Below are 12,782 nucleotides of genomic sequence, written 5' to 3'. Positions count from 1 at the left end.
TGCAGGGGCGGGTCCCACCGCTCTGAGCCGGCCTGGACCTCAGGGGCGGGTCCCATCGCTCCGAGCCGACCTGGACCGCAAAGGCGAATCACGACCGCTCCAAGCCGGCCTCGGCCCTTACCGGCAGAGCTCCACCCTTCAGAGCAGGCTTCGACCGCCCCGAGCCGACGTTCACCGCGCCGGGTGGCCCTCCACCGTTCCGGGCAGGGCAGGGCCATGCCCGCGGGTCACCGCCGGTAATGCGTCTCGATCGGGTCCCGTGCCTCGTCGAAGAGTGCCGGGCCGTGCTGTTCGACCGTCGGCCAGGCGCCAGAGGCCGGGTTGAGTTCGATGAGCTGCTCGGTGGAGAGGGCGTAGACGACGCGGCCGAGTCCGGAGCGGGCGATGCCGCCGGTGCACATGCCGCAGGGCTGGCAGCTGGTGTAGAGGGTGGTGCGGGCGGCGGTGTCGGGGGCGAGTTCGCGGGCGGCCCAGCGGGCGAGCTTCAGTTCGGGGTGGGCGCTGATGTCGTTGTCGCGGAGGACCGTGTTGTGGGCCTCGACGAGGATCTCGCCGTCAGGGCCGGCCAGCAGGGAGCCGTAGGGGGCGTCGCCGAGGGTGACGGCGTGGGCCGCGAGGGCGATCGCGCGGCGCAGGAGGTGCTCGTCGGCGGTGCTGATCATGGGCGGGTCCTCCAGTGGGTGGCCACGGCGGTGAGATCCTGCCAGGCCGTGTGCGGGCGGCGGGTCTCCTCCGGGTCCCCGTGGTAGGGGTCGAGCAGGACGGTGGAGGCGCCGAGCAGTCGGAGCTGGTCGAGGTCGTCGAGGATCTGGTCGAGGGTGCCGACGCCTGCGGGGCGTTCGGGGTCGTCGACCGGTGTCGTCGTCAGACGCAGGGCGATGCGAGGGGCGAAGCCCGGCAGGGAGTGGTGGGTCACGGTGGAGCGCAGCCAGGAGATCGTGCCTCGCAGGGGGTGCCAGGCGTCGCCGAAGCCGATGGCGCGTCGGATCGCCGCGTCGCTGTTGCCGCCGACCCAGAGGGGGACGGCGGTGGCGGGGCCGTCCGAGCGCCAGGCGTCGCGCAGGGCGGTGAGGTGCTCGTCGGCCAGTCTGCCGCGCGCGGTGAAGGGCACGCCGAGCGCCTCGTACTCCTGACGGGCCCAGCCGACGCCCACGCCGAGCACCAGGCGGCCGTCGCTGAGCTGTTGGAGGTTGGTGGCCATACGGGCCACCAGGAGCGGATGCCGGTAGGGGAGGACGAGGACGGTGGTGCCCAGGCGCAGGGTGGTGGTGATGCCGGCGAGCCAGGAGAGCGTGGTGAAGGGTTCGTAGAACGGTTCCGGGTAGCGCTCGGCCACGTCCGGGGTGACCGTCACATGGTCCGAGACCATGAGGAGGTCGAAGCCGAGCCCTTCCACGACGCGGGCCCATTCGCGCAGGACGCCCGGGTCGGTGCCGGGGCCGAAGTTCGGTACGTTGACGCCCAGTTGCATGGTTCGAGGCTATAGCGGTGATCATGGGCAACGGAACAGACTTCTCCTGGTGATCGGGGCGTGCTCCCGTGAATCTGCCGGTAGATTCACGACATGGCCGTGAATCTCGATGAGGTCGACTGGGCGATCATCCGGCAGTTGCAGCAGGAGGCGCGTCTGTCCCTGAGCGAACTGGGGCGGCGGGTGAACCTCAGCCCGTCGGCCACCACGGAGCGGGTGCGGCAGCTGGAGGCGCAGGGCGTCATCACCGGTTACCGGGCGGTGGTGGACCTGGCGAAGGTCGGCTATCCCGTGCTGGCCCTCGTCCGGCTGAAGTACCCGGGCAACCGGCACCAGCCGTTGCGCCAACTCTTCGCCGAGCGGCGGGAGATCCTCGAGTGCCTGCGCACCACCGGCGACGACTGCTACACCTTGAAGGTCGCCGCGACCTCCATGGGGCACCTGGAGACCCTCATGGACGAACTGGCGGGCCTGGGCAGCACGACCACGAGCGTCGTCTACAGCCAGACCCTGCCCTTCCGTGGCCCCGACCGGCCCTGAGACCGGCAGTGCGGTCTCTCCGATAGCTGCACAGCACTGTGAACGCAACGTGACGTGATCGATCACCGCTGCCTAGTGACATACCGCGTGGTATGTGAGCAGAATCAGCCCAACCTTTACCACCGCGTAGGCAATGTCGCCCCGGGAGGACGCCGTGCTGAGCACGATGCAGGACGTACCGCTGCTGATCTCGAGGATCCTGGCCCACGGGTCCACGATCCACGGCACATCGCAGGTGACCACCTGGACCGGTGAGGGCGAGCCGCACCGGCGTTCCTTCGCCGACATCGGCGCCCGTACGGCCCAGCTGGCGCACGCGCTGCGCGAGGACCTCGGCGTCGCGGACGACGAGCGGGTCGCGACCCTGATGTGGAACAACTCCGAGCACGTCGAGGCCTACTTCGCGATCCCGTCCATGGGTGCGGTCCTGCACACGCTGAACCTCCGGCTCCCGGCCGAGCAGCTGGCGTGGATCGTCAACCACGCGGCCGACCGGGTCGTGATCGCCAACGGTTCGCTGCTGCCGCTGCTCGTCCCGCTGCTGCCGCACCTCAAGACCGTCGAGCACGTGGTGGTGTCGGGCCCGGGCGACCGCTCCGGTCTCGCGGCTGCCGACGTCCAGGTGCACGAGTACGAGGACCTGATCGCCGGGAAGCCGACGGCGTACGACTGGCCCGAGCTGGACGAGCGCCAGGCCGCCGCGATGTGCTACACGTCCGGCACGACGGGCGATCCCAAGGGCGTGGTGTACAGCCACCGTTCGATCTATCTGCACTCCATGCAGGTCAACATGGCGCAGTCGATGGGCCTGACCGACCAGGACACCTCGCTGGTGGTGGTGCCGCAGTTCCACGTCAACGCCTGGGGCCTGCCGCACGCGACGTTCATGACCGGCGTCAACATGCTGATGCCGGACCGCTTCCTGCAGCCCGCGCCGCTCGCCGAGATGATCGAGGGCGAGAAGCCGACCCACGCGGCAGCCGTCCCCACCATCTGGCAGGGCCTGCTCGCCGAACTGACCGCCAAGCCGCGGGACGTCTCCTCCCTCGGTCAGGTCACCATCGGCGGTTCCGCCTGTCCGCCCTCCCTCATGGAGGCCTTCGACAAGCTGGGTATGCGGGTCTGCCACGCCTGGGGAATGACGGAGACCTCCCCGCTCGGCACCATCGCCCGTCCGCCGGCCCATGTGGTGGGCACCGAGGAGGAGTTCGCGTACCGCCTCACCCAGGGCCGTTTCCCGACGAGCGTCGAGGCCCGCCTCACCGGCCCCGGCGGCGAGCGGCTGCCCTGGGACGGCGAGTCCGCGGGCGAGCTGGAGGTCCGCGGCCCGTGGATCGCCGGCGCGTACTACAACGGCCCGGACGCCGAATCGCTGCGCCCCGCCGACAAGTTCAGCGAGGACGGCTGGCTGAAGACCGGCGACGTCGGCACGATCTCCGCCGACGGCTTCCTCACCCTCACCGACCGCGCCAAGGACGTCATCAAGTCCGGCGGCGAGTGGATCTCCTCGGTGGAGCTGGAGAACGCCCTGATGTCCCACCCCGACGTCACCGAGGCCGCCGTCGTCGCCGTCCCCGACGACAAGTGGGGCGAGCGCCCGCTGGCCACGGTCGTCCTCCGCGAGGGTTCCACCGCCGACTTCGAGTCCCTGCGCACCTTCCTCGCCGAGGAGGGCCACATCGCCAAGTGGCAGCTCCCTGAGCGCTGGACGATCATCGAGTCGGTGCCGAAGACGAGCGTGGGCAAGTTCGACAAGAAGGTGCTGCGCAAGCAGTACGCCGAGGGCGCGCTGGCCATCACCAAGCTCTGACACAAGCTCGGGCACACACGAGATGCCGGGCAGGGAATCGACATCCCTGCCCGGCATCGTCGTACGACCGCCGCGGTCGCCGTCGCAGCAGCAGCGCCGTCACCGTCGTAGGAACAGCGCCATCACCGTCGTACGGCAGTCGCCCCCCACCCCAGCGTCAGCCACACGCCCGCCACCGCGACCACTCCACCCCACCCGAAGTGGGTGAAGGCGAGGCCTGCCAGGGCCGAGGCGAGGGCGCCGCCGGCGAAGCCGGAGACGACGTAGGCGCTGTTGGCGGTGGCCGGGGTGGAGGTGGTGGTGAGGGCGAGGGTCTGGTTGGCGATGTGCGCGGCGACCAGGGCGGCGTGGATGGCGATCGCGGCGACGAAGAGTGCCACCAGGACATGGCCGCCGAGCCAGAAGAGCGGGACGGACGCGGCGGCGAGCACATACGCGGTGCGCACCACCTTCGCGGCGCCGAAGCGGTCGACCAGGCCGCCGGCCAGCGGGGCCACCACGCTCGCGGACAGGCCGAAGAGGCCGAAGAGACCGGCGGTGGCGGTCGAGAGGTCGTAGGGCTCGCCGGTCAGCAGCAGCGCGAGCGAGGTCCACAGGGCGCTCCAGGCGCCGTACATCCCGGCCTGCCGTACGCACGCGCGCCACAGGTCGGGCGAGCGGCGCACCAGGCCCGGCATCGAGGCGAGGCCGGAGAAGAGTCCGCCGCTCCCCTTCGGGGTCCCCGCGCGTGAGGGCAGGACGGACGCCGTCAGCAGCCCCAGGATCGCGGTGAGGACCGCCGCACCGGCGAACACCGGGCGCCAGCCGAAGGCGTCGCCGGCCAGACCGCCGAGGACGCGGGCCGCGACGATGCCGGTGAACAGGCCCGCGATGACGGCGGCTACATGGCGGGCGCGGCGGTCGGCGGGGGCGCGTTCGGCGACCAGGGGGACCAGGAGCTGGGGGACGACCGTCGCGGCGGAGGCGACGAAGACCGCGGCGGCGAGGGCGGTCGTGCCGGGGGCCGCGGCGGCGACGGCCAGGGCCGCGGTGGTGGCCAGGGTGAGGCCCGCGACCAGGCGGCGCCGGTTGACGCGGTCGCCGAGCGGGGCGAAGAAGAGCAGGCCGGCGGCGTAGCCGAACTGGGCGACCGAGGCGATCCAGGCGATGGCCGAGGGGGCCGAGCCGAAGTCGTGCGCGATGAGGGGGAGCAGCGGGGCGGCGAGGTAGATGTTGGCGGCCGTGACCGCGGTGCACAGGGCGATGAGGACGAGGAAGAGACGGGCGCGGGTGGGCTCCCGGGTGGGGGTCCGGGCGACCGTTCCGGTGGTGATCGTCGACGACGACATGGGCGGCGGGGCTCCTTCGAGGGCCGGCGTGAGGGCGAGGGCGAGGGCCGGGGTCGACTCTCGGCAACCAACCAGTTGGTTGGCTGGAGGAACACCCTGCACCTCCCTCGAATTCCCTGTCAACCAAACGGTTGGTTACTTTCCCCGTTACCCTGGATCCCATGGCAGTGAGAGACCCCGAGGCGACCCGGGCCCGGATCTTCGACGCGGCGGTCGCCGAGTTCGCCCGCCACGGCATCGCCGGCGCCCGTATCGACCGCATCGCCCGCGAGGCCAAGGCCAACAAGCAGCTGATCTACGCCTACTTCGGCAACAAGGCGGAGCTGTTCTCCCGGGTCCTGGAGAAGGCGATGCTCGATCTGGCCGTCGCCGTCCCGGTCGACGCGGACGACATCGAGGGCTGGGTCGACGGCGTCATGGACTACCACGTCGCCCACCCCGAGGTGCTGCGCCTGCTCTTCTGGGAGGGCCTGGAGTACGGCCTGACCGAGCTGCCCGACGAGGCCGAGCGCCAGGAGCACTACCGGGAGAAGGTCGCCGCCGTCCAGGACGGCCAGGACCGGGGTGTCGTCTCCGACGCGATCCCCGCCCGCGACCTCCTCTTCCTCCTCATCGCCCTGGCCAACTGGGCCGCCGTCGTCCCGCAGATGCGGCGCATCGTGGTCGGCGGCGACGAGGACGACCGGGAGCGGCTGCGGGCGTCGGTGCGGGAGGCCGCGCGGAGGTTGGTGGCGAAGTAGGGGTGGGCGAGGCGCGGCGGTTCACTGCGCGGCTCGGCAGGCGGACGGCGTCGTGCCGCACTGAGGCCCACCGTCCGAGCCGGTACGCCTGACCCTGTGTGCCCCGGCCCTCGCGCCTAGTTCGTCCCGATCCGCGCCAGCAGATCCACGATCCGCTCCTGCACCTCACCACTGGTGGACCGCTCCGCCAGGAACAGCACCGTCTCGCCGGACGCCAGCCGCGGCAGGTCCGCCTGGTCGACGGCGGCGGTGTAGACGACGAGCGGCGTGCGGTTGAGCTGCCCGTTCGCGCGCAGCCAGTCGACGATGCCGGCCTGGCGACGGTGCACCTGGTGCAGATCCATCACGACCAGGTTCGGCCGGAACTGCCCCGCCAGCGTCACCGCGTCCGCGTCGCTCGCGGCCCGCGCCACCTGCATCCCGCGCCGCTCCAGCGTCGCGGTCAGCGCCAGCGCGATCTCCGCGTGCTCCTCGATCAGCAACACGCGCGGCGGGTGCTGCTCGCTGTCGCGCGGTGCCAGTGCCTTCAGGAGTACGGCGGGATCGGCACCGTACGCCGCCTCGCGCGTCGCCTGTCCGAGTCCCGCGGTCACCATCACCGGCACCGAGGCGGCCACCGCGGCCTGCCGCAGCGACTGCAGTGCGGTCCGGGTGATCGGACCGGTCAGCGGGTCCACGAACAGCGCGGCCGGGAACGCGGCGATCTGCGCGTCGACCTCCTCGCGCGAGTGCACGATGACGGGCCGGTAGCCGCGGTCGCTGAGCGCCTGCTGCGTGGTGACGTCCGGCGCGGGCCACACCAGCAGCCGGCGCGGGTTGTCCAGCGGCTCCGGGGGCAGTTCGTCGTCCATGGGCTGCGGCCGCGGGGTGTTCGCGATCTCGACGGCCCCACCGGGACCGTCCAGCGGCTCGGGACCCTCGGCGGCGTTCTCGTCCGGTGCGCCTATGGCGTACGACCGTCCGGTGCCCTCGGTCATCTGCGCCAGCCGGGACTGTCCGGCCATCGAGGGCTGGGACTGCGCGGGCGCCTGCCCGGCCAACGACGGCTGGGGCTGCGCCGGGGTCTGCTCGGCCGTCGGATGCGGGCGCCCGGCGGCCGGGTCGGGCGGCGTGCCGAGCTTGCGGCGGCGGCCGGAACCCCCGGGCTGATGCGGCGCGGGCGTCGCCGTCGGCTGCTGGACCTGGGCCGCCTGGCGGGTGAACGGCACGCCCTGCCCCAGCGTCCGCACGCTGATCGCCCGCCCCTGCGTCGAGTTCGGGTCGACGGGCGCCGCGGCCTCCGCGGGCAGTGGCTGCGCCGGGCGGGCCTGCGCGGCCGTCTCGGGGGGCGGCGTGGTGCCGGGGGCCGGGGTGCCGGCGGACGGCACGGGCCGCGCGGCGTTCGCCGGTACGGCGTTGTCGTCGACGGGCCACGGCTGGGGAGCCGGGGCGCCCTGGGGTGCCTGACCGGGAGCGGCCTCGGCGGGGAGCGGCTGACCGGCGAGGGTGTGTCCGGAGGGTGCCTGGGCGGGCAGCGCGGTCTGACCGGTGGTGTTCTGCGCGGGCACGGCGGCGGGCCGGGCGGCCTGGGCGGGGACCGGCTGAGCGGTCTGCTGCCCGGCGGTCGCCTGCGGTGCCAGAACCCCCTGCTGCTGCGCCGGAACCCCCTGCGCGGGTGTCCCACCGGCCTCCGCGGGTGCGCCCACGGCCCGTCGGCGCCGGCCCGTGGGCGCGGACGCGGGGTGCGGCTGCGGCGGGGTGTGGTCGCCGGACTGGTCGTGCGGCACGGCGTCGTGCCGGCCGTCGTCGACGAGCCCGGCGGCGGGAACGGCCTGCCCCGGGACATGGACGGCGACCTGAGCGCCCGGCACCTGCGCGGGAACGGCGGCCGCACCGGGCGCCTGCCCGGGAAGACCGGCCTGGACCGGAACCTGTGCGGGCACGGCGATCTGACCCGGCAACTGCCCGGGAACGGCGCCCTGGACACCGGGCGCCTGCATGGGCACACCACCCTGGCCCTGCCCCGGAACGTGCGCCTGCGCGACCGCCGGCTGTTGCGCGCCGCCCGGCCCGTCCGGAGTGGCCTCGGACCGGTCCGCGTCCGCAGGCGGCAGGGCGAACACCGCGCGGGGCGCGGCTTCCTGCGCGGCGGCCCGCTCGTTCGCGGCGGCCAGGGCGCGGCGCCGACGTCCGGTCGGCTGCGTCCCGCCGCCCTCCGCGGGCTCGGGGGACGCGACCGCGGGCAGCGCCGGCGGCAGCGCGTGCTGCTCACCGGAGTCCTGTCGAGCACGGAGACCCTCCGCAGGCGCGGGCACACCCTGCGGCGGCACGGTCCCGCCCAGACCGCTCCCCACGGCCGCGGTCCCCGCGGCGTACTCGGCGGCCGTGACGACGGCACCCTCGGACACGCCCGCGTCGGCCCCGTCGGCCACGTCCTCACCGGCGACCTCGGCCGGCCTGCCGCGCCGCCGCCCGGTACCACCGGACCCGGACTCCACGCCGGAGGCCAGCGCCGGAAGGGCCGGAGCCTCCTCCGTACGCCTTCTGCGACGCCCGGTGGGCGTGCCCTCGGAGCCGTCGGAGTCGGGGTCCGCGCCGTTGCCGGAAGCCTCCGGCGCATCGCTCTCCAGGAACGCGTCGACGGACGACCGCCGCGCCCGGCGCCGCCCGCCCCCGCCATCGGTCCCGGCAGGCGGCTCGATCGCAGCCGGACCGGCCGCCGCGACGGCACCCGCCCCACCGCCGATGGGCACTTCGAGGACGTAGGCGCTCCCGCTCATCCCCGGCACTTCATGGGTCTGGAGCACACCACCGTGGGCGCGCACGATCCCGCGCACGATCGGCTCGTGCACCGGGTCTCCCCCGGCGTACGGTCCGCGCACCTCGATGCGTACGACCTCGCCGCGCTGTGCCGCCGCCACGACGACGGTGTTGTCCATGTACCCGCCCGCCGACACGGGCGAGTTACCGGTCGCGTCGACGCCGGCGACGTCCGCGACGAGGTGGGCGAGGGCCCGGGCGAGGAGCTGCGGGTCGACCTCGGCCTCGATGGGCGGGGCGTGCACGGCGAACTGCACGCGCCCCGGCCCGATGAGCTCCACGGCCCCGTCGACGCCCGCCGCGACGACGGCGTCGAGCATCACTTTCGTCCGTGTGATGCCGTCGGTGCCGGTCTCGAGACGCTGGTAGGCGAGGACGTTGTCGATGAGCTGGGTGATCCGCGAGTACCCCGCGGACAGGTGGTGCAGCACCTGGTTGGCCTCGGGCCACAGCTGCCCGGCGTCGTCCGCGGCCAGCGCCGCCAGCTCGCGGCGCAGTTCGTCGAGGGGCCCGCGCAGAGAGGCCCCGAGCAGGGTGAGGAGCTGTTCATGCCGCCCGGCGAGCGCCTCGTACCGGTCCTTCTCCCGCTCCCCGAGGGAGGCGTACCGCTCCTCGCCCGCGGCGAGTTCCTCCTCGTGCTGCTCCTGGAGCTCCTCGACCTCGGCGATGTGCTTCTGGCGCAGCGCGGTCAGCTCGGAGGCGTGCTCCTCGGTGAGCCGCTCCAGTTCCTGCGCGTGCCGCTGATCGGCGGCGTCCTTCTCCTCGGCGAGCTGGTCGTAGGGCCGCCGGTCGGTGAAGGTCATGACAGCCCCGACGAGCTGGTCACCGTCCCGCACCGGCGCGGTCGTCAGGTCGACGGAGACCTTGTCGCCCTTCTTCGACCACACCACCTGCCCGCGCACCCGGTGCTTGCGCCCGGAGCGCAGGGTGTCGGCGAGCGGGGACTCCTCGTACGGGAACGGTGTGCCGTCCGCGCGGGAGTGCAGCATGAGTTCGTGCAGCTCGCGGCCGCCGAGGTCGCTGGCCCGGTAGCCCAGTATCTGAGCGGCGGCCGGGTTGACGAGCACGATCCGCCCGTCGGTGTCGGTGCCGACGACCCCCTCGGACGCGGCCCGAAGGATCATCTCGGTCTGCCGCTGCGAACGCGCCAGCTCGGCCTCGGTGTCGACGGTCCCGGTGAGGTCCCGTACGACGAGCATCAGCAGCTCGTCGCTGCCGTAGCCGTAGTTGTCGTAGGCCTGCTGGCCGTTCTCGAGATTGGCGCTGGTCACCTCGACCGGGAACTCGGCCCCGTCGGTCCGGCGCGCGATCATCCGCGTCGGCTTGGTCTGCCCCCGCGGATCCATGTGGTCCGGTCGCCGCATCGACCCCGGGATCAGCTTGGAGTCGAACTCGGGCAGCAGATCGAGCAGCCCGCGCCCGACCAGAGCCGTACCCGGCGCCTCGAAGGCCTCGAGGGCGATGGTGTTGGCGTTCACGACGGTCCCGTTGGCGTTGACCAGGACCAACGCGTCGGGCAGCGCGTCGAGTATGGCTGCGAGGCGAGCAGCGCCTCGGGATGGCCTGCTGCTCACGAGACGCTTCCTCCCTGTTACCGCACCTTGCCGACCGCTCGGGCCATCTTGCCAACCGGCCCGCGACGTGTCACGCGAGGGAGTCTAAGGGCACCGGTTGTGCCGGGGGCCCCGGATGAGAGGGAGGTCGCACGACGAAGTGACGTAGAACGTGTGACCGCACGCGCGACCACCTGCTTCTCCTTCGCGAGACCTCCGCGGGACTTTCGCAGGACATTTGGGGACGCCCTGTTTCCGCCATGAAATGCCTGTGCGAGGTACTTCCCGCCTACCGGCCCATGTCGGGCAGCACGGGAACGAGCCGGTCCCAACGGCCGATCTGGCACCCGTCGCTCCGGTCGTACCGCGCGTCGACGGGCCGTCCGGCCCAGGTCCCGGTGACATGCGCGGTGGCCGGCCCGCCGTACTGCATGGTGCACAGGCTCCGCTCCGGTACGGGGGCGAAGGTGTCCTTGCCCCAGCGCGTACCGCGGTCGAGCGCGGCGCACGCGCTGCCGGCGTCGGGGTGGGTACCGCCGCCGGGATGGCAGTACAGCTCGAAGGTCCCGTCCTTGGCGCCGCCCGCGTTCCGCACGGTGACGGTGAGGTGGTCGCCGACACGGTCGTCGTCGCGGGCGGGCGGAGGCATGAGGGTGTGGGCGGAGGCGGGTACGGCGGTGACGGAACCGGCGGCGACGAGAGTGGAGGCGCCGAGGACGAGGAGCCGGGCGAGCCGGGCGGACTGGAGCATGACCTGACTAACGCGCCCCGCCCCGACCGGTTGCGCCACCCCTCTCGCACCGTCGGTAGGGCTTTGCCCTGCGGCCCGCCTGCCTAGTACCGTGGGAGGCGATTGGTGACACCGCGCTCGACTGTGTCATCATCTGGACGCACCACTCGCGCTCGCGCGGTTGGGGTGTGCTGGAGGCGTCGCCTAGTCCGGTCTATGGCGCCGCACTGCTAATGCGGTTTGGGACTTAAATCCCATCGAGGGTTCAAATCCCTCCGCCTCCGCGCTTGATCACGAAGCCCCGGTCTTTCGGCCGGGGCTTCGTCGTTGCCGCCAAGGCCTTCTCAGACCGTTTCCGCAGCTCACAATGGGTACGGCAAACGGATTTCACATGGCGGCGGCAGTCATGTAATGTTCTTCCTGTCGCCGCGAGCGGCCCGGAAGGGCAAGGAACGGCAGAAAACAAAACAAGCACTCGTAGCTTAACGGATAGAGCATCTGACTACGGATCAGAAGGTTGCAGGTTCGAATCCTGCCGAGTGCACATGAAGTGAGAGGCCCCGGAGAGATCCGGGGCCTTTCGCGTTGTCGGGGCGGGTTCGCGGTACGGGAGGGGTGCTGATGAACGGCGGGATCGGTAGAGCGGGGCTCGTCGGCATGATGCTGGCCGCGCTGGTGGGATGCGGTGGCGGCGCGTCCGGGGATTCGGACGGCTCGGCGAAGGCGAAGGCGAAGGCGAAGGCGGGGGCGGAGACGCAGACGACGGCAGCGGCAGCGGCTTCCGTGTCGCCGGCGGACTCGGCCTCGCAGGACCGGCTGTCCTCCGAGGTTCTGCAGAGCCGGTGGTGGACTTGGGCGGCGTCGGAGCCCGAAGCCACGAACCCGGTCGCCGACGAGGACGGACGCGAGTGCGGACGTAACCAGCGTAAGGATGTGTGGTTCCTGGCGGGCACGTTCGGCACTCGGGCCGAGCGCACCTGCGCGGTTCCCGGCGGGGTTCCGCTCGCGTTCCCCTTGGTGAACCTGGTCGCCGACCCGGCGGGCTGTGCGGAGTTCATGAGCACGGCCGAGGGATCCGCGGTCCTGGACGGCGAGAAGGCCGACGTGGAGACCAGCCGTGGGGAGACGATCTCCGTGGAGGGGGTCGCCGGCAATCCCGTCACCGGCACGGGCGAGCGCTTCACGGCCACCGGATGCGGCCTCTGGGTCCAGTTGCCCCCGTTGCGGAGCGGGAAGCACACGCTGGAGATCCGCGGTCGGTCGCAGGACTTCTCGGTGGGGGTGGACTACGCGCTGACCGTGGAGTCCGCGTAGGAGAAGGACAGGCGCCCGCACACACGAGAAGAGGCCCCGGCGTGATGTCCGGGGCCTCTGGCGTTCTGGGTCTGGCGGCAAGAAGTGGGCGGGTTCAAGCCGTGGCTCCCGCCAGGCGGTGGAACGCCTCGGTGGTGCGGGGGTGGACCAGTTCGTCCAGGAGGTGGCGCCACTCGGGGTCGGCCGCGGGCGAGTGGGCCTGGTCCCAGGCGGTGAGGAGCGGGGCGAGTTCGCTCTCGTGCGCGGTCTCGGTCAGGGCGGCCACGGTGGTGTTCGGCTCGGGGGAGGGCAGCGACTGCATCGGATTTCCTTCCGGGGAGGTGTGATGTGCCTCGGGCTGTGCCTCGGGTCTGTGCCTCTCGGATCCTCTGCTTTCCACGATGCCCCCGTCGGCCTTCAGTCGCCATGGAGCGACCTACCGCGTGGGGGGTGTAGCTAGCCGTACCCCAGGGGACGGCTAGCCTCCCTCGACCGGGTCTCGAGAACGGCCGCCCGGG

At 72.4% G+C, this 12,782-nt stretch carries 10 protein-coding genes and 2 tRNA genes; 6 read left to right on the top strand and 6 right to left on the bottom strand.

The window, feature by feature from the left end; genetic code table 11:
• Nucleotides 1–227 precede the first annotated feature (227 nt).
• Nucleotides 228–662 (bottom strand): nucleoside deaminase, encoded by a 435-nt coding sequence (locus tag ACWD3I_RS06600; protein ID WP_365394765.1) that lies wholly within the window; start codon nt 660–662, stop codon nt 228–230.
• On the bottom strand, nt 659–1,471 hold the full coding sequence (locus tag ACWD3I_RS06595; RefSeq protein WP_365394767.1) for an LLM class flavin-dependent oxidoreductase: 813 nt from the start codon (nt 1,469–1,471) through the stop codon (nt 659–661). The genes ACWD3I_RS06600 and ACWD3I_RS06595 overlap by 4 nt, the downstream gene beginning before the upstream one ends.
• A gap of 93 nt (nt 1,472–1,564) precedes the next feature.
• Here ACWD3I_RS06595 and ACWD3I_RS06590 point away from each other — a divergent pair, with 93 nt between their 5' ends.
• Both ACWD3I_RS06590 and ACWD3I_RS06585 read left to right on the top strand, forming a co-directional pair.
• Nucleotides 1,565–2,011 carry an Lrp/AsnC family transcriptional regulator gene (locus ACWD3I_RS06590; RefSeq protein ID WP_365394769.1) on the top strand — a complete coding sequence of 149 codons (447 nt, stop codon included), beginning with the start codon at nt 1,565–1,567 and terminating at the stop codon, nt 2,009–2,011.
• A gap of 133 nt (nt 2,012–2,144) precedes the next feature.
• Complete coding sequence (locus ACWD3I_RS06585) at nt 2,145–3,821, top strand: long-chain fatty acid--CoA ligase (RefSeq protein ID WP_365394770.1); 1,677 nt, start codon at nt 2,145–2,147, stop codon at nt 3,819–3,821.
• Nucleotides 3,822–3,943: 122 nt separating this feature from the next.
• Here the strand turns inward: ACWD3I_RS06585 and ACWD3I_RS06580 are convergent, their stop codons facing one another.
• Nucleotides 3,944–5,149 carry an MFS transporter gene (locus tag ACWD3I_RS06580; protein ID WP_365394772.1) on the bottom strand — a complete coding sequence of 402 codons (1,206 nt, stop codon included), beginning with the start codon at nt 5,147–5,149 and terminating at the stop codon, nt 3,944–3,946.
• Between the two features lie 161 nt (nt 5,150–5,310).
• Between ACWD3I_RS06580 and ACWD3I_RS06575 the strand changes: the two genes are divergently transcribed.
• Nucleotides 5,311–5,889 (top strand): TetR family transcriptional regulator, encoded by a 579-nt coding sequence (locus ACWD3I_RS06575; RefSeq protein WP_365394774.1) that lies wholly within the window; start codon nt 5,311–5,313, stop codon nt 5,887–5,889.
• 116 nt (nt 5,890–6,005) lie between these two features.
• Here ACWD3I_RS06575 and ACWD3I_RS06570 read toward each other — a convergent pair whose 3' ends face one another.
• A complete protein-coding gene (locus ACWD3I_RS06570) occupies nt 6,006–10,262 on the bottom strand; it encodes a hybrid sensor histidine kinase/response regulator (protein WP_365394776.1) in 4,257 nt (1,418 codons plus the stop codon).
• A gap of 268 nt (nt 10,263–10,530) precedes the next feature.
• The gene (locus ACWD3I_RS06565; protein WP_365394778.1) at nt 10,531–10,992 is read right to left on the bottom strand and encodes an SSI family serine proteinase inhibitor; all 462 of its coding nucleotides are present in this window, start codon (nt 10,990–10,992) and stop codon (nt 10,531–10,533) included.
• Between the two features lie 172 nt (nt 10,993–11,164).
• On the opposite strand from ACWD3I_RS06565, the gene ACWD3I_RS06560 reads away from it, so the two are divergent.
• The 3 genes from ACWD3I_RS06560 to ACWD3I_RS06550 all read left to right on the top strand — a co-directional run bounded on the left by ACWD3I_RS06560 (nt 11,165) and on the right by ACWD3I_RS06550 (nt 12,285).
• A tRNA-Ser gene (locus tag ACWD3I_RS06560) sits at nt 11,165–11,255 on the top strand.
• Between the two features lie 187 nt (nt 11,256–11,442).
• Nucleotides 11,443–11,515, top strand: a tRNA-Arg gene (locus tag ACWD3I_RS06555).
• Between the two features lie 77 nt (nt 11,516–11,592).
• Entirely contained in the window at nt 11,593–12,285 is a 693-nt protein-coding gene (locus tag ACWD3I_RS06550) for a signal protein (protein WP_365394780.1), read from the top strand.
• Between the two features lie 94 nt (nt 12,286–12,379).
• On the opposite strand, the gene ACWD3I_RS06545 is transcribed toward ACWD3I_RS06550, so the two are convergent.
• Nucleotides 12,380–12,586 (bottom strand): hypothetical protein, encoded by a 207-nt coding sequence (locus ACWD3I_RS06545; RefSeq protein ID WP_365394782.1) that lies wholly within the window; start codon nt 12,584–12,586, stop codon nt 12,380–12,382.
• Nucleotides 12,587–12,782: the final 196 nt, after the last annotated feature.

This window comes from Streptomyces sp. NPDC002817 (assembly GCF_053592055.1).
Note: the sequence above shows the minus strand (reverse complement) of the source record. Positions and strands in the feature narration are given on the sequence as shown.